Origin of the sequence: Olsenella sp. KH1P3, from assembly GCF_900167315.1 — a bacterium.
GTDB lineage: Bacteria > Actinomycetota > Coriobacteriia > Coriobacteriales > Atopobiaceae > Olsenella_J > Olsenella_J umbonata_A.
The window spans coordinates 1-16,249 of sequence record NZ_FUWQ01000002.1 but is presented as its reverse complement, the minus strand read 5'-3'; the positions used below and the strand labels follow the sequence as shown (position 1 = coordinate 16,249).

The 16,249-nt window shown below is 62.1% G+C and carries 14 protein-coding genes and 2 tRNA genes; 15 read left to right on the top strand and 1 reads right to left on the bottom strand.

Annotated features, from left to right (window positions below; translation table 11 throughout):
- Positions 1-10: 10 nt before the first annotated feature.
- The 14 genes from trmFO to B5D13_RS02400 all read left to right on the top strand — a co-directional run bounded on the left by trmFO (position 11) and on the right by B5D13_RS02400 (position 13,357).
- A complete protein-coding gene (trmFO, locus tag B5D13_RS02465; protein WP_078686762.1) occupies positions 11-1,336 on the top strand; it encodes a methylenetetrahydrofolate--tRNA-(uracil(54)-C(5))-methyltransferase (FADH(2)-oxidizing) TrmFO in 1,326 nt (441 codons plus the stop codon).
- Between the two features lies 1 nt (position 1,337).
- Positions 1,338-2,306: a tyrosine recombinase XerC gene (locus tag B5D13_RS02460; RefSeq protein ID WP_078686761.1), complete on the top strand. Its 969-nt coding sequence runs from the start codon at positions 1,338-1,340 to the stop codon at positions 2,304-2,306.
- Between the two features lie 229 nt (positions 2,307-2,535).
- Positions 2,536-3,291, top strand: coding sequence for a 30S ribosomal protein S2 (gene rpsB, locus B5D13_RS02455; protein ID WP_078686760.1), 756 nt, complete (start codon positions 2,536-2,538; stop codon positions 3,289-3,291).
- Between the two features lie 53 nt (positions 3,292-3,344).
- Entirely contained in the window at positions 3,345-4,214 is an 870-nt protein-coding gene (tsf, locus tag B5D13_RS02450; protein WP_078686759.1) for a translation elongation factor Ts, read from the top strand.
- A 167-nt stretch (positions 4,215-4,381) separates the two neighbouring features.
- Positions 4,382-5,107 (top strand): UMP kinase, encoded by a 726-nt coding sequence (pyrH, locus tag B5D13_RS02445; protein ID WP_078686758.1) that lies wholly within the window; start codon positions 4,382-4,384, stop codon positions 5,105-5,107.
- 4 nt (positions 5,108-5,111) lie between these two features.
- Positions 5,112-5,657 (top strand): ribosome recycling factor, encoded by a 546-nt coding sequence (frr, locus tag B5D13_RS02440; RefSeq protein WP_078686757.1) that lies wholly within the window; start codon positions 5,112-5,114, stop codon positions 5,655-5,657.
- A 181-nt stretch (positions 5,658-5,838) separates the two neighbouring features.
- On the top strand, positions 5,839-6,624 hold the full coding sequence (locus B5D13_RS02435; RefSeq protein ID WP_078686756.1) for an isoprenyl transferase: 786 nt from the start codon (positions 5,839-5,841) through the stop codon (positions 6,622-6,624).
- Entirely contained in the window at positions 6,621-7,589 is a 969-nt protein-coding gene (locus tag B5D13_RS02430; protein ID WP_234970641.1) for a phosphatidate cytidylyltransferase, read from the top strand. The genes B5D13_RS02435 and B5D13_RS02430 overlap by 4 nt, the downstream gene beginning before the upstream one ends.
- Positions 7,586-8,785 (top strand): 1-deoxy-D-xylulose-5-phosphate reductoisomerase, encoded by a 1,200-nt coding sequence (gene dxr, locus B5D13_RS02425; protein ID WP_234970638.1) that lies wholly within the window; start codon positions 7,586-7,588, stop codon positions 8,783-8,785. Before B5D13_RS02430 ends, dxr begins: the two co-directional genes overlap by 4 nt.
- The gene (locus B5D13_RS02420) at positions 8,782-10,164 is read left to right on the top strand and encodes a M50 family metallopeptidase (RefSeq protein ID WP_078686754.1); all 1,383 of its coding nucleotides are present in this window, start codon (positions 8,782-8,784) and stop codon (positions 10,162-10,164) included. Before dxr ends, B5D13_RS02420 begins: the two co-directional genes overlap by 4 nt.
- 15 nt (positions 10,165-10,179) lie before the next feature.
- Complete coding sequence (gene ispG, locus B5D13_RS02415) at positions 10,180-11,265, top strand: flavodoxin-dependent (E)-4-hydroxy-3-methylbut-2-enyl-diphosphate synthase (protein WP_090991471.1); 1,086 nt, start codon at positions 10,180-10,182, stop codon at positions 11,263-11,265.
- A 124-nt stretch (positions 11,266-11,389) separates the two neighbouring features.
- Positions 11,390-13,102, top strand: a complete 1,713-nt coding sequence (locus B5D13_RS02410; RefSeq protein ID WP_304528582.1) for a proline--tRNA ligase — start codon at positions 11,390-11,392, stop codon at positions 13,100-13,102.
- 100 nt (positions 13,103-13,202) lie between these two features.
- Positions 13,203-13,277: transfer RNA gene (locus B5D13_RS02405), tRNA-Val, on the top strand.
- A gap of 4 nt (positions 13,278-13,281) precedes the next feature.
- Positions 13,282-13,357 (top strand) — tRNA-Ala (locus B5D13_RS02400).
- Positions 13,358-13,585: 228 nt separating this feature from the next.
- Here B5D13_RS02400 and B5D13_RS02395 read toward each other — a convergent pair.
- Positions 13,586-15,136 (bottom strand): L,D-transpeptidase family protein, encoded by a 1,551-nt coding sequence (locus B5D13_RS02395; protein ID WP_159443971.1) that lies wholly within the window; start codon positions 15,134-15,136, stop codon positions 13,586-13,588.
- Between the two features lie 109 nt (positions 15,137-15,245).
- On the opposite strand from B5D13_RS02395, the gene B5D13_RS02390 reads away from it, so the two are divergent.
- A complete protein-coding gene (locus B5D13_RS02390; protein ID WP_078686750.1) occupies positions 15,246-16,073 on the top strand; it encodes a TrmH family RNA methyltransferase in 828 nt (275 codons plus the stop codon).
- Positions 16,074-16,249 lie beyond the last annotated feature (176 nt).

Here is a 16,249-nt window from a genome sequence, read left to right as displayed (position 1 = left end):
TAAAGGAGGCATGGTGGAAGAGCGAGTTACGGTGATTGGCGGGGGGCTTGCGGGCAGCGAGTGCGCGCTTCAGCTTGCGGCAAGGGGAGTCAAGGTGACGCTGGTCGAGCGGAGGCCCACTGTCCCTTCTCCAGCGCATCACACCTCTAATTTTGCCGAACTCGTATGCTCCAACTCGCTCAAGTCGATGCGTCGCGACAGCGCTGCTGGACTTCTCAAGGAGGAGCTCCAGAAGATGGGCTCCTTCGTCCTGGAGATGGCACGCCAGAATGCTGTTCCTGCCGGCGGGGCGCTTGCGGTCGACAGAAACGGCTTCTCGGCTGCCGTTACCGAGGCCATTGAGTCTAATGCGAACATCGAGGTCGAACGCCGCGAGGTCGTGGACATCCCCGACGGTTACGTGGTCGTCGCAGCCGGCCCCCTCTGCGGCGACGGTTTGTTCGAAGCCCTGAGGCAGAGGCTCGGTGGAGAGGCCTTGTCGTTCTACGATGCCGCTGCCCCCATTGTCGATGCAGAGTCGCTGGATCGCTCTGTTATCTTCGAGCAGTCCCGCTACGAGGAGTCTGGGTCCGGCGACTATCTCAACTGCCCCATGAACAAGGACGAATACGATGCGTTCTACGACGCTCTTGTCTCTGCCGAGAAAGTCGTCTCGAAGGAGTTCGAGCAGACTGACCTCTTCAACGCGTGCCAGCCTGTCGAGGAGGTCGCCAAAACCGGTCGCGACTCGCTGCGTTTCGGTGCCCTCAAGCCGGTTGGTCTCAACGATCCACGTACGGGCCGTCGGCCTTGGGCGGCGGTCCAGTTGAGGTCCGAGAACTCGGACGGGACCGCCTACAACCTTGTCGGCTTTCAAACCAACCTCACCTGGGGAGATCAGAGGCGCGTCTTCAGGATGATTCCCGGCCTTGAGAATGCAGAGTTCTTCCGCTACGGCGTCATGCACAGGAACTCCTTCGTCGACTCGCCTCATGTGTTGGACGACAGCTTTGCGATTCCTGGGACTACCGTGCGTCTTGCCGGCCAGATTACGGGCACCGAAGGGTACACGGAGGCCATCGGCTCTGGGCTCCTCGCGGCCCTCAACACCATCGCCGACCTTCGCGGCCTCCCGCGCGTCTCGCTTCCGCGCACCTCTGCCTTCGGCGCGCTCGTGTCGTACGCCACCGATCCCAGCACCGTTGACTACCAGCCCATGCACGTGAACTTCGGCATCGTGCCTCCTCTGGCCGGCCCGCGCATGAATAAGCGCGAGAGGTACCAGGCCTATGCGAAACGCGCGTCCACCGACTTTGACGCGTACCTCTCTGACCGCGGCGACCTGTTTGGGCCCTGAGATGTCAGCGTCGGTTGAGGGGGAGAGCGGCAGGGGACTTTCGCGTGAGGGCACCGAGAAGGACACGTCCTTCTCCCTCCTTGTCGAGGCCTACCTGAATCGCATCTCGCGCCTGGGCAACTACTCCCCGAACACTGTTCGGGGCTACGCCACGGACCTCGACGCCTTCTGTCGCTGGGCGCGGCGGTCAGGTGTGGAGCCGCTCGACATCACGCATGCGCAGCTTCGCAGCTACCTTGCGTATCTGGTCAGCGCACGCTACGGTTCGTCGACCATAAACCGTCACCTCTCGGCGATTCGCGGGCTCTACGCCTGGCTTCTTCGAGAGGGGCACACTAAGAAGGACGCTGCGGCCGCGCTTGCGAGTCCGCGGCGGCCCAAGTCGCTGCCGCACGCCCTGACTGACGAAGAGGTGAGCGACCTCTTAGACGACTGCGACGAAGACACGCCCGTCGGCCTGAGAGACCGCAGCGTCCTGGAGCTCATGTACGCTACCGGCGCCAGGATTTCGGAGGTCTCGGGGCTTGACGTTCGTGACATCGACTTCTCCCAGGGACAGGCCAAACTCTTCGGCAAGGGGTCGAAGGAGCGTATTGTTCCCGTCTACGCCGTCGCCCTCGACAAGATTAAGGCCTATCTGCAGCTTGGCCGACCTGTGCTTTCGACCTCCGGTGCCGATGAGGCCGCGCTGTTCCTGTCGACCCGGGGCAGGCGCATGAGCGCCGACGCGCTGAGGACCATGTTCGAGCGGCATGCGCTGCGGGCTGGTCTTGGCCCGCACGTCACCCCCCACTCCATGAGGCACACCTTCGCGACCGAGTTGCTTTCGGGCGGGGCCGACCTTCGAAGCGTCCAGGAGCTGCTGGGCCACGCCGACCTCTCTACGACGCAGATTTACACGCACCTTTCGGTCGAGCGTCTCAAGGACGCCGCAAGACAGGCCCATCCGCGCGGGGGAGAGGGCGACTAGCCTCCTCTTGCCGCGCTTCGAATGTGCTTATGTAGTGAAGGTGTGCGAGGCTTTCCGTTAGACAAGGTGGCCAAATCGCTGTTATACTGTCAAATCGCTGTGCGTCCGTGCAGCATAAATTCGCACGCGTGACGACTCGTCGGCCACGGTGCCTGGGGCATCAGCCGTGTCCTGGGTGGCTCTGACGGGGTTGACATCATGCGGAGGCAAAACCAATGGAGGTTAGAACATGGCTGTTAAGATCAACATCCGTACCCTGCTCGAGGCCGGTTGCCACTACGGTCACCAGACCCGTCGCTGGAACCCCAAGATGAAGTCCTACATCTTCGGCGAGCGCAACGGCATCTACATCCTCGATCTCAAGCAGACCGTCCTCGGCGCTGACAAGGCATACACCTTCCTGAAGGAGACCGCCGCCAAGGGTGGTCGCATCCTCTTTGTCGGCACCAAGAAGCAGGCTCAGGAGCCCGTCGCCGCTCAGGCCGAGCGTTGCGGTATGCCCTTCATTAACCAGCGCTGGCTCGGCGGCATGCTCACCAACTTCGTGACCATGCGCTCTCGCATCGACCGCATGGAGGAGCTTGAGGCTATGGTCGAGGACGGCCGCATGGCACTTCTCCCCAAGAAGGAGCAGGCTGTCCTGGGCAAGGAGCTCGAGAAGCTCCAGCGCAACCTCGGCGGCGCCCGTGATCTTCACGCCCTGCCCCAGGCCCTCTTCGTCGTCGACACCAAGCGCGAGGAGATCGCCATCCGCGAGGCCAACCGCCTGCACATCCCCGTCGTTGGCCTTTTGGACACCAACTCCGACCCCGACGTCGTCGATTACGGCATCCCCGCGAACGACGATGCCATCCGCTCCGTCAACCTCATGTGCGAGCTCGTCGCTGACGCGATTCTCGCTGGCTCTGGCAAGGAGCAGATTTCTGTTGAGGAGATGGCTGCTGGCGAGACCACTCCCGCAGTCGAGGCTCCCGCTGCCGAGTAAGTAGCTTCAGCTTTTTCCGATAGGCATTAGTATCCCCAAAGGAGGGGCATAACATGGCACAGATTACCGCCGCTCTTGTTAAGCAGCTTCGCGAGATGACCGACTCGCCGATGATGGAGTGCAAGAAGGCTCTCGTCGAGGCCGATGGTGACATCGAGAAGGCCGTTGACGTCCTGCGCAAGATGGGCGTTGCCAAGGCCGTCAAGCGCTCTGGTCGCGACACCAACGAGGGTACCATCGCTGCTTACGTCTCCGAGGACGGCAAGACGGGCGCTCTTCTCGAGCTCACCTGCGAGACCGACTTCGTCGGCACCAACCCCAAGTTCACCGGTTTCGCTATGGACCTTGCCAAGGTCGTTGCCGAGAACGATCCTGCCGACGTCGTCGCTCTCAAGGCCTGCGCCATGGGCGAGGGCACTGTTGAGTCCGAGCTCACCGAGATGATCCACGTCATCGGCGAGAACATGAAGGTCGCTCGTTTCCAGCGTCTCTCCGTCGAGAACGGCGTCCTTGCCAACTACGTGCACCACAACGGCAAGCTCGCTGACATCGTCACCTTCTCGTTCAACAACGCCGAGACCGCCGACAACGACGAGTTCAAGTCCTTCGCGCACGACGTCGCCATGCAGGTCGCTGCTGCCGCTCCTGTTGCCGCTCGTCGCGAGGACGTCGACTCCGCCGTCGTCGAGCACGAGAAGAGCATCTACATGGCTCAGGCTGCCGACTCCGGCAAGCCCGAGGCAATCCAGGAGAAGATTGCCGTCGGCAAGCTCGAGAAGTTCTACAAGGAGAACGTCCTGACCGAGCAGGAGTCCATCAAAGAGTCTGGCACCACCATCAACGAGCTTGCTGCTAAGGTCAGCAAGTCCGCGGGTGATGACGTCAAGGTCGTCAGCTTCGTCCGCTTCTCCTTTGGCGAGTAAGATCTGAGTTGATACTTTTGGGGGCCGGCGCTTTTGCGTCGGCCCCTTTTGTATGCGGAGACTGTTCCCTAACCTTAAAAATGGGGTTGCTTCGATAGGCCTCTGGTATCATCTGATAGGCTTACGTCGCATGACACCACATGCCGATTTGACTGGAGGCGTTGTTTTTGTCTGACTACAAGTACAAGCGTGTGCTTCTCAAGCTCTCGGGCGAGGCACTCATGGGCAATAACGATTTCGGTATCGACCCCGAGGTTCCTCAGAAGATTGCCGACGAGCTTAAGCCTGCGTATGATGCCGGCCTTGAGATCGCCGTCGTCGTCGGCGGAGGCAACATCTTCAGGGGCCTTTCTGGTGCCGCCGCGGGTATGGATCGCGCCCAGGGCGACAACATGGGTATGCTTGCGACGGTCATCAACTCGCTTGCGCTTCAGGACACTTTCGAGCGCAACGGCATGATGTGCCGCGTCATGAGTGCCATCGAGATGCACCAGGTCTCCGAGACCTACATCCGTCGCCGTGCCATCAGACACCTCGAAAAGGGTCGCATCACCATCTTTGCGGCGGGAACCGGCAACCCGTACTTCACGACCGACACCGCGGCAGCGCTCAGGGCCTGCGAGATCGGCGCCGAGGTTCTCATGAAGGCCACCAAGGTGGATGGCATCTACGACTGCGACCCGGTCAAGAATCCTGATGCCGTGAAGTTCGACAAGATTTCCTACCGCGAGGTCCTTCGGCGCAACCTGCACGTCATGGACGCCACCGCGACGGCCCTGTGCCAGGACAACCACATGCCCATCATGGTCTTTAACCTTGACGGCGACGGCATCTTCGACCGCGCGCTTCGCGGCGAGTCCGTCGGCACGACCGTAGTCGAAGAAGAGGAGTAACGCTATGAGCCAGTACACTTCCGCTGCAAAGAAGCAGATGGAGAAGAGCATCGATTCTCTCGTCTACAACTTCACCAGGGTCCGCACGGGCCGCGCGAACGCTCACGTCCTTGACGGCATCAAAGTTGACTATTACGGCCAGCCCACTCCCATCACCCAGCTCGCTGGTGTCAAGGTCCCCGAGGCATCCATGCTTGTCATCGAGCCATGGGACAAGGGCATCCTGAGGGACATAGAGAAGGCTATCGAGCTCTCCGATCTGGGCATTACCCCCAGCAATGACGGTGCGAGCATTCGCCTTCCGTTCCCCAGGCCCACCGAGGAGAGGCGCAAGGAGCTCGTTAAGGAGTGCGGACGCTATGCCGAGGATGCCAAGGTCGGCATTCGCAACGCCCGTCGTGACGCCAACAACAAGGCCGAGAAGGACGAGGAGCTCTCCGAGGACGAGGTGTCTCGCGAGAAGAAGGCCATCCAGAAGCTGACCGACGACTACGTTGCCAAGGTCGACGAGCTTCTGAAGAACAAGACCGCCGAGGTCATGGAGATCTAGTCCGTCTTGACTCAGCCAGAATAGATTGACGATTCGAGAAGGTCCTTTCCCGCTGGGGGACGGGGCCTTCTTTGCCTCTTTTGCTTCTGCGGCTATTGCGTATTTGCTGACATATAGATGCGCTTGTTGTAGTGTATTAGGGCTTACGTATAAATGAACGGCTGAGCAGGGGGAAACAGCCTTGGATTTCGATTCCAAAAAGCTCGAGGCCTACTATAGCGACGCCCGGGAAGATATTTCTCTTTCGGAGATCGACCTCGATCGCATTCCCTCGCACGTCTCGATCATCATGGACGGCAACGGAAGATGGGCCCAGGAGCGCGGACTTGACCGCTCGCGCGGGCATGTTGCCGGCGTGGACTCCCTTCGCGAGACCGTGACCACCTGTGTGCGGCTCGGCGTTGACGCGCTTTCGGTCTACGCCTTCTCCACCGAGAACTGGAAGCGCCCGCAGCGCGAGGTCAACCTTCTCATGCACCTCTTCGCGACCACCCTCGTTAAGGAGCTGCCTCTTTTCCACCAGGAGAACGTCCGCCTCCGCTTCCTCGGCGACCTCGAGGCCCTTCCCAAGGAGACGCTCAAGGTGTTCCAGCGCGGCCTCGATGAGACCGCGGACCACACGGGCATGGAGTTTGCGCTGGCAGTCAACTATGGTTCGCGCGCCGAAATCACGCGTGCGGCGAGGTCGATCGCCCAGGACGTCGCCAGCGGTGCTCTCAGTCTCGACGATGTCAGCGAGGAAGCAATCTCTTCTCGCCTGTACACGTCAGGACTTCCTGACCCTGACCTTCTGATCCGCACTTCCGGCGAGCTGAGACTCTCCAACTACCTGCTCTGGCAGCTCGCGTACACGGAGTTCTACGTCACGCCGAAGTACTGGCCAGACTTTGATCGCTGGGAGTTCCTGCGTGCGGTGCGCGCGTTCCAGTCTCGCAATCGCAGGTTCGGCGGGGTGGTTTCCAAGTGAGCGAAGACAGGCCGATGTCCGGCAAGGAGCCGAAGGTCGCGGAGAAGCGCATTCCCGCCGGGCTCAAGAGGGGGATGGCTAATTTGGGGACCAAGAACGATTCCAAGGCGGAGAGATCCACGCCCGAGAGTCCGCGCGGTCAGGGCGCTCGTGGTTGGACCGAGAAACTCCTCACGCGCACGACCTCTGGCGCGGTGTACACCATCGTCATACTCGCCTGCTTGTTCGCGGGCGTGATGCCTACCTGCGCAATCGTCACCGCCATGGCCTGGCTGTGCTGCTCGGAGTTCTTCCGCATGGTTCGCATGAGCGGGCGCATGCCCAACGACATCCTGGGCCTCGCAGCGGCCATTGCGTTCCCCGTCGCCGCCGTCATGCCGTTTGCGGGCGCAATGCGGCTCGTCCTCGTCCTTCTCCTTATCTGCTGTGCCATCTGGTACGTCGCGACCCCGCGCTCCAACATTGCCGACGTGGCCCTCACGGCCTTTGCTCCCATCTACACATCGCTTCTCTTCTCGTGCATCGTGCTCATCAGGAGGAGTGACCCCACGTGGATCGGCGGGCTTCTTACTCTTGCGTCAATGGGCTGCATCTGGGTCTCTGACGCGACCGCCTACTTCGTCGGAACGAAGTTCGGGCGCCACAAGCTCGCTCCGAAGATCTCTCCCAACAAGAGCGTGGAGGGCTTCTGGGGCGGTCTCGTCGGGTGCGTCGCGGTCTGGGTCCTCGTCTGGGCCCTGGGCCTCTGGAACATCTCCCTCCCGCTCGCCGTCCTCATCGGCGCGTGCTCAGGAGTTATCTCCGTCGTCGGTGACCTCTTCGAGTCGCGCATCAAACGCGGCGTTGGGGTGAAGGACTCCGGCGACATCATGCCCGGCCATGGCGGGCTTCTTGACCGATCCGACTCCATGCTCTTTGGCGGCATGGTCATATATGTAATTCTCCATTTGGGAGGCGTCATTTGAACTTCTTCGAGAACGCGGCCTTTGGGGGCAAGCGCCCCGAGCCGCTGAGGGTTGCCATTCTTGGGGCGTCTGGGTCTATCGGAACCCAGACGCTTGATGTTTGCAGGCAGCATTCGGACAAGCTCCGGGTCGTTGCCATCTCGGTCTTCGGCTCCGTGGCGAAGGCCGCCGCGATTGCGCGGGAGTTCTCGGTCGAGCACGTTGTGATCGTCGAGGAGCAGCGCAAGGGTGACCCCGCCGTCGCCCAGATTCCCGACTCGTGCGACGTCAGCTTCGGTGACGACGCCCTCGTCGACCTTGTGGCCCGCGACGACGTCGACTGCGTCGTGAGTGCCGTGGTGGGCTTTGCTGGCATCAACGCCGGCTACGCCGCCCTCAAGGCTAACAAGCTGCTCGTGTACGCCAACAAGGAGTCGCTTGTCTGCGGTGGCGACCTCCTGATGCCGCTTGCCAAGCCCGGCCAGCTCATCCCCGTTGACTCCGAGCACTCGGCAATCTTCCAGTGCCTGGTGGGGGAGCGCCGAAGTGACATCTACCGCGTCTGGCTCACCTGCTCTGGCGGTCCGTTCTACGGCATGAGCCGAGAGGAGCTCTCTCGCGTCAAGCCCGCCGACGCCCTGAGGCACCCGACTTGGCATATGGGCGAGAAGATCACCATCGACTCCGCGACGCTCATGAACAAGGGACTTGAGGTCCTCGAGGCGCATCATCTCTTCGGCGTCGAGGTCGACAGGGTGAACGTCCTTGTCCACCGTCAGTCTATGGTCCACTCAATGGTCGAGTTCTCCGATGGCGTCGTGAAGGCGCAGCTTGGGCCCTCTGATATGAGGATCCCCATCCAGTACGCCCTGAGCTATCCCGACCGCTGGGAGACTCCCTCGGACCGCGTCGACTACTGGTCCGCTCCCGACTTCAGCTTCGGCAAGGCCGACGAGGAGGCCTTCGGCTGCCTCGCGCTCGCCAAGGAGGCCGGTCGCACCGGAGGCACGTTGCCCACGGTCATGAACGCCGCCAACGAGGTCGCGAACTACGCCTTCCGCTGCGGCCAGTGTGGTTTCCTGGACGTCGAGCGAATCGTCGGTCACACGATGGAGCTCTCCGAGCCGCAGCCCGTCGAATCGTTGCAGCAGCTCCATGAGGTGGACGAGCGCTCCCGCGAGGTCGCTCGCAGCGTTCTCTCCGAGGTCGGTCGATGAGTTTCGCCTGGGGCTTTCTCTCGGCCGCTTTCTGGGGCATCGTCACGCTTTCGGCCCTTGTCATCATCCACGAGGGCGGCCACTTTATCGTCGCGCACCTGCAGGGCGTAAGGATCACCGAGTTCTTCATCGGCCTCCCGTGCCGGCTCCACTGGAGCCGAAAGTCCCGCTCATTCGGAACCGAGTTCGGGGTGACGCCTATCTTCCTGGGCGGCTACAACCGCATATGTGGCATGGAGGGCACCCCTGATGAGCTGCTTGCGCCGTGTCTCGCCATCGTCCAGCGCGAGGGCCGCGTCAGCGCGGCGGCCGTCGCGGAGGAGCTGGGGTGTGATGTCGACAGGGCGTATGCGCTTCTTATCACGCTAGCCGACTGGGCTTCTGTCCGTCCCTTCTACGACCCCGAGAAAGGCGAACGCGAGGGACAGCGGGAGTATCCGGAATGCTTCGAGACCGTGGCCCGCGACGCGGCCCTCCTGACCGAGTTCGACTCGCGCAACGCCGTGGGCGACGAGGGCACCGCCGAGCCTGGGGCTCCTTGTCCCATCGACGGAGACCCCGAAGACTTCCTCGCTCACGAACGCTCGCGGGTCTATGCCGGAAGGGGCTTTCTGGGCAAAGTCGCCATTCTTCTAGCGGGTCCCTTTGTCAACATTGCCTGCGCGTTTCTGATCCTTGTGGCTTCGTTCTCACTTGTCGGCGCTCGCGTCGTTCTGGACGCGCCCGTTTTGGGCAACGTCGAGGAGGGGAGCTATGCGCAGGCTGCCGGCCTGCTTCCCGGCGACCGGGTTACCAAGGTAGGAGGCTGCTCGGTCGCGACCTGGGGGGAGCTCTGTTCCGCCCTTGACCAGGCTGGCGCGCATGGAGGTGACTTCGACGTCTGCTATGTGAGGGACGGCTCCGAGTCCACCTGCACCGTCGAGGTTCCCGAAGGCCAGGGCATGGGGCACTTCGGCATCGACGCGACCATCGTCACGAGGCGTCTCTCGCTCGACGAGTCGCTGCGGGCCTCCTGGACCTACTGCAAGACGACTGTCTCGTTCGCATTCAGGCTCATGATGCCCCAGCACACAATCGAGACCGTCAACAGCGCGTCCTCAGTCGTTGGAATCTCTGCTGCGGCGGGGCAGGCGGCCGCGAGCGGACCGAACGCACTTCTCCTCTTCATGGCCCTCGTCTCGATGTCTTTGGGTGTCATGAACCTTCTGCCGGTTCCGCCCCTGGACGGCGGCAAGATCCTTATCGAGGTCGTGCAACTCATCGTCGGCAGGCCGATATCCACGCGCGCCCAGAACGCCGTGAGCTACGTCGGCCTCGCGTTCTTCCTGTTCATCTTCGTCCTCGCCGTCAGGAATGACGTGTTGAGGCTTCTTCCGTAAGGACTGGTGGTTTTCGTGTCTTCACATGACGTTCCCGCAAGGAGCCTGACCCATCAGGTGCACGTAGGGGAGGTGGTCATCGGCGGAGGTTCCCCCGTCTCGGTGCAGTCCATGTGCACCACGAAGACCGACGACCCCGAGTCTACCCTCGCGCAGATTCGCGACCTCGCCGACGCGGGTTGCGAGATCGTGCGCGTTGCCATTCCCGGGCCCAAGGTTCTGGACGGGTTCTCCCAGATCTGCCAGGGGAGCGTCCTTCCCGTGGTGGCTGACATTCACTTTGACTACAAGCTCGCCATCGAGGCGGCACGGCGCGGTGCCGCGGGTCTCCGCATCAACCCCGGGAACATAGGCTCTTTCGAACGCGTCGACGCGGTGATCGACGCCGCCGGCGAGGCCGGTATCCCCATTCGCATTGGCGTGAACGCGGGCTCGCTCGACCGCAAGTTCGACGAGCGCGATGACATGACGCTCCCCGAGAAGCTCGTGGCCTCCGCCTCGGGATACGTCGAGCACTTCGAGTCCCGCGGCTTTGCGGACGTCGTCCTGTCGGCCAAGGCGCATTCGGTCCCGACGACACTTGCCACCTATCGAGCTCTCTCGCGCGAGCTTCCACACGTGCCCCTGCACGTCGGCGTCACCGAGGCCGGCACGCTGCGCCAAGGCACGGTAAAGAACTGCGCCGGCGTCGGCATCCTGCTTGAGCAGGGGATCGGTGACACCATCCGCCTCTCGCTCACGGCGGACCCGGTGGAGGAGTGCCACGTCGCGTGGGACCTCCTGTCGTCGTTGGGCATGCGCAGACTCCATCCCGAGCTCGTGAGCTGTCCCACATGTGGCCGGTGCCAGGTGAACCTTATCGGCATAGCCGAGGAGGTCTCCACGAGGCTGCAGAAGGTCAAGGCCCCCATATCCGTTGCCGTCATGGGCTGCGTCGTAAATGGGCCCGGAGAGTCGCGTGACGCCGACCTCGGCATCGCTTGCGGCAAGGGCCAGGGCGTCCTATTCGAGAACGGCAAGATGATTCGCAAGGTTCCCGAGGACAAGATCGTGGACGAGCTCTTCTCGGAGATAGAAGATCGCTTTGGAACCGAGGCCTAGCCTCGTTTCGCGCCGGTCTCGCATCCGGAAAATTGCGTGGTAGATTTGGCAATCGCGACGTGAGCTTGCGTCGCGATTGCTATCATTTCTGAGTTGCACGAATGCTTTGTTGGAAGGAAGTACGTTGAGACAGTACATGAAGATGTCGAAGCTCTACGCTCCGACCCTCAAGGAGGACCCGACCGAGGCCGAGCTCGCCAGCCACAGGCTGCTCCTTCGAGCCGGTATGATTCGCCGCGGCGCCGCAGGCCTTTATAGCTACCTGCCCCTTGCCTGGCGTACCATCAGCAAGATCGAGGCCATCATCCGCGAGGAGATGGAGGCCATCGATGCGCAGGAGATGCTTACGCCCATCCTGACCGACGCCGAGCTCTGGCACCAGAGCGGTCGCTGGGACGCCTACGGCCCCGAGCTCATGCGCGTGAGTGACCGCCACGACCACGAGTTTGCGCTCGGTCCCACCCACGAGGAGACCTACACGGACCTCGTACGTAACGAGCTTCGTTCCTACAAGCAGCTCCCCGTCACGCTCTACCACATCCAGGACAAGTTCCGCGACGAGCTCAGGCCTCGCTTCGGTCTCATGCGCGGTCGCGAGTTCATCATGAAAGACGCCTACTCTTTCAGCGCCACGCAGGAGTCCCTGCAGGAGTGCTATGACCAGGAGAAGGACGCCTATGCCAGCATCATGGAGCGCTCGGGCCTCAAGGCACTCCAGGTCGTCGCCGACTCCGGTCAGATCGGTGGGGACACCTCCGTCGAGTTCATGGCCCTTGCCGACGCGGGCGAGGCCGACCTTGTCTATTGCGACGACTGCGGCTTTGCCGCGGACACCGAGGCGGCTGTCGTCGGCATTCATGTCGAGGAGGGTCCGGGCTCCGAGCTCGAGAAGATCGAGACTCCGTGTGACGGCACGATTGAGGCCGTCTCGAAGCTGCTGGACCTCCCGGAATGTGCCTGCCGCAAGTCCGTCGCGCTCGTCGCCGAGGATGGAACGCTCGTGCTCGCCATTGTCCCTGGCGACCACGAGATCAACGACGTCAAGGCCGAGCACCTCTTTGGTCACTACGACCTCATGAGTGACGATGAGCTCGAGAAGTGCGGCCTTGTCAAGGGCTTCATGGGTCCCGTGGGTGCCAACGGCCTCAAGGTCGTCGCTGACGTCTCGCTCAAGGACTCTCAGAGCTGGCTTGTCGGCGCCAACGAGGTTGGCTTCCACTTCAAGGGCGCCAAGCCCGGCCGCGACTTCCAGGTGGACGAGTGGGCCGACCTCGCGTCAGCCAAGGAGGGCGATGCCTGCCCGAAGTGCGGCGCCAAGCTCAAGGGTGCCCGCGGAATCGAGTGCGGCCAGGTGTTCCAGCTGGGCACCAAGTACTCCGAGGCCATGGGTGCGACCTTTGCCGACGAGGACGGCAAGGAGAAGCCCCTCATCATGGGCTGCTACGGCATCGGCGTCTCTCGCATGGTGTCCGCCATTGTCGAGCAGCATCACGACGAGCACGGTATTATCTGGCCTGTGTCCGTCGCCCCGTATGAGGTCGAGGTCGTCCCCCTGGACGTGAACGATGACCTTGTATGGCCAGTTGCGGTCAAGATTGCCTCCGACCTCGTTGCCGCCGGCATCGAGGTCGTAGTCGACGACCGCAAGGAGCGTCCCGGCGTCAAGTTCAACGATGCCGACCTGTACGGCTTCCCGTACCAGATCGTCTGCGGCAAGAAGGCCGTCAAGAACGGTAACGTCGAGGTCAAGGACCGTGCCACAGGCGAGCGCCAGGAGCTCTCGATCGACGAGGTCGTTGCAATGGTTGTCAAGCAGGTCGAGAGCCAGAGAGCGTAGCCTTCGCGTCGGCCCTTTTGGCCGGAGCCACTTTGTGAGCAGTTTTTTAACTTCTCGGCTTCATTCGCTCCGACTTCTGGTACCATTGCCTACGCACTGAGGGCGATTGGCTCAGGGGTAGAGCACTTCCTTCACACGGAAGGGGTCGCTGGTTCGAATCCAGCATCGCCCACCAGATTGGGGATATAGCTCAGTTGGGAGAGCGCGTGACTGGCAGTCACGAGGTCAGGGGTTCGAACCCCCTTATCTCCACCATGATAGATACGCCGCCGGACTCTGTCCGGCGGCTTTTTTATTGCAGAGTGGCTTGCCTTTCTTGTGCCTCTTTAACACGAGGCACGGCGACGGCCCATGAGGGCGTGTCCTTCTCCCAAAGGGTTCTTGTCATGCTTGCTGCCTGCTATGGGCTTTACATGGCATCGTGGCCCGCCAGAGGTGTCTGACGGGCCACGATGTGCTTTGCTCTGTTGGGGCTCATGGGGTTTAGTAGTGCGAGACTACCACGTCGCCAACCTTGGTCAGGTCGTAGAGCGACTTTGCTGCGCTTGTAGGAAGGTTCACGCAGCCGTGGCTTCCGTTCGTCTGATAGATGGAGCCACCGAAGCGGCTGCGCCAACTTGCGTCGTGGAAGGCTACGAGGTTGGTCACGAAGGGCATCCAATAGGTGACCTTGCTCTCGTAGTCTGGCTTGCCGTCGCCGTTCTCGTCCAGGCCCTTGAGGGTCTGGTTCATGCCCTTGTTGGAGTTGATCGTGTAGACGCCCTCGGGCGTCTTCCTGCCCTCGGAAACGTCTCCGCTCACGAAGTCGCTCTCCCAAATAAGGTTGCCGCTCTCGTCGTACATGCGTGCGTGCTGCTCGCTGAGGTCGCAGTCGATGTAGCGCTTGCCCCAATCGGCGCCGCCGGGGTTCCAGACGGCTGCGCTGCTCGTCCAGTTGACCTCGGTCGTGGCCTCGGTGCACTCCTGGATGTTCTTTGCGAGCGTCTGGGCCAGGGCTCCGGTGTCGACGGACCAGCCGTAGGTGCCGCCCGTCACCGTTACCTTCTTTCCGTCGGCGCGCGTGTAGGTCCTGCTGGAGCCGACGGTGTTGAGCTTTGATCCGAGGCTGTCGTTGGCCCACTGCGCGAGGGCGTCGGTGTTGATCGTGACGTCGTAGTTGTCCCCGAAGCTCACCCACTGCGCTATCTCGTCCGCCCCGACCTTTGCGACCTCACTTCCGCCGGCGGTTAGGGTCTGCGACGCGGCGAGGTACTGATTGGCCTTCTCGACTGCCTGTGCGAGATCCTGGCTGTCGTGGGTGACCGAGGGCTTCATAAGCGCCTCGGGGCCGAGCTCGAGCGTCTCGGTTCCCGTTGCCATCGCGTTGCTTGCGAGCTCGATGACGGCCTGGTCGTCCACCTTCGTTCCCAGGACCTCGGGCTTGATCTCAAATTTCTTGCTTTCCGAGTTGTAGCTGGGAGCCGCGTCGACGGGGTCGCTTGCGCCCTCGTTTGCCTTCTCGGTTGCCGCAGAGATGATCTGCGCGAGCTTGTCCTCGTCGAAGGAGGTGCTTGCGCTCACGTTGACGCGGCTTCCGGTGAAGATGACAACTGGCCAGGCCCAGGGGTTCGTCTTCCTGAGGGCCTCCTGCGCTATCGCCGTGCCGTCGACCTTCAGGCCGATCTCGGAGGCTGACACGCTTGCGACCACGTTGTCGCCAGTGATCTTGAGCTCGTAGGAGTCGATCTTCTTGTCATTGGCGCTTGCGTAGCCGCCGACCGTAGCAAGCGAGACATCTGCCCCGTTTATCTTCGTGTTGGGCATGAAGACGTTGGACCAGACCACGACGCCGCCTAGGTAGACAGCGGCAACTCCACCCAAGACGCCGAGTGCGACCTTGGCCCCCCTGGCGGGTTTGTGGTTCTTCTCCCTCTCGTCCTCTGACGGCGTGGCGAAGTGCGCTCCTTTTCTGTGTGCGTCCCGTGATGGCTTTTTGGGCCTTATGACCTCGATCTTCTCCGTAATGTCAACCGAACTCTGCTCGTCTCTAGACAACGCTATCCCCGAATTCTCATACGCTAGCGTGACTGGCCGCACGCATCTTATGTGCAATACTTTGATTCTAATATTGTCCCTGGTGTTTCGATGAATGGCGGACCTATTAATGACAATTACACGCATCGACTCCCTTGACGACCCGCGCATCGACTCCTACGCGCGGCTCACCGGCAGGCAGCTCAAGAGTGTCATCAATCCCGGAGATGCCTCGATCATCTGCGAGTCCCTGTACGTGATCCAGTTGGCCGCGCGGCTTGGCCTGGCCTTCAGGTCCGTCCTCGTCGACGAGCGCCACCTTCAGAGGCTGCTAGACCTCATCCCCTCACTCGAGGACCTCGACATCCCCATTTACGTCGCGTCTCGCGAGGTCATGTCGGGCATCGTCGGCTTTCGGGTGACGCGCGGCTACCTCGCCTGCGTAGACCGGCCGCGGCCCGCGAGCGCCGAGGACATCCTCTCCAGCTCTTCGCGCATCGCGGTCGTGGAGGGGCTTGTGGACGTGTCCAACATGGGTGCGCTCTTCAGGTCCGCCGCCGCGTTGGGCGTCGACGGTGTCCTCTTGGCTCCGACCTGCGCCGACCCGCTCTCGCGACGATCGATCCGCGTCTCTATGGGGACGGTCTTCCAGGTTCCCTGGGCTCCCGCACCGCCTCCCTGGGCTGGAGGCGTGTTCGAGGCGCTGCGGGCCCATGGCTTCGAGAGCGTTGCCATGGCCCTCGACGACCGTGCGGTTCCCTTGGGCGACCCCTCTCTCGCGAAGGCGGACAAGCTTGCCCTCTTCTTCGGGACGGAGGGCACTGGCCTCACCGAAGAGGTCCTCGCCAGCGTCGACAGGACCGTCATCATCCCCATGTCGCACGGCGTCGACTCCCTTAACGTCGCCGCGTCTTCGGCCGTTGCGTTCTGGGAACTCTGCGCCCGCCCGAGGGCATAGGGGAGAAGTCCTTCACCCTTCGGCTTGGGGCTTCTTTCTGCATGACGGCTCGTTTGCACTAAAGGAGGCGGCCCGTCCGGAATGTGAACTGCGCCCCAGTTCTTGGACGGGCAAATAAAGCGGCCTAGGCCGCATGCAGGGACTGATTCCGGAACTCCTCCGGGGTCAGTCCCTTC

Bases quoted from the DNA above. Each gene is read 5' to 3' on its own strand.
- trmFO (WP_078686762.1), top strand. From the start codon at position 11: ATGGTGGAAGAGCGAGTTACGGTGATTGGCGGGGGGCTTGCGGGCAGC.
- B5D13_RS02460 (WP_078686761.1), top strand. From the start codon at position 1,338: ATGTCAGCGTCGGTTGAGGGGGAGAGCGGCAGGGGACTTTCGCGTGAG.
- rpsB (WP_078686760.1), top strand. From the start codon at position 2,536: ATGGCTGTTAAGATCAACATCCGTACCCTGCTCGAGGCCGGTTGCCAC.
- tsf (WP_078686759.1), top strand. From the start codon at position 3,345: ATGGCACAGATTACCGCCGCTCTTGTTAAGCAGCTTCGCGAGATGACC.
- frr (WP_078686757.1), top strand. From the start codon at position 5,112: ATGAGCCAGTACACTTCCGCTGCAAAGAAGCAGATGGAGAAGAGCATC.
- B5D13_RS02420 (WP_078686754.1), top strand. From the start codon at position 8,782: ATGAGTTTCGCCTGGGGCTTTCTCTCGGCCGCTTTCTGGGGCATCGTC.
- B5D13_RS02390 (WP_078686750.1), top strand. From the start codon at position 15,246: ATGACAATTACACGCATCGACTCCCTTGACGACCCGCGCATCGACTCC.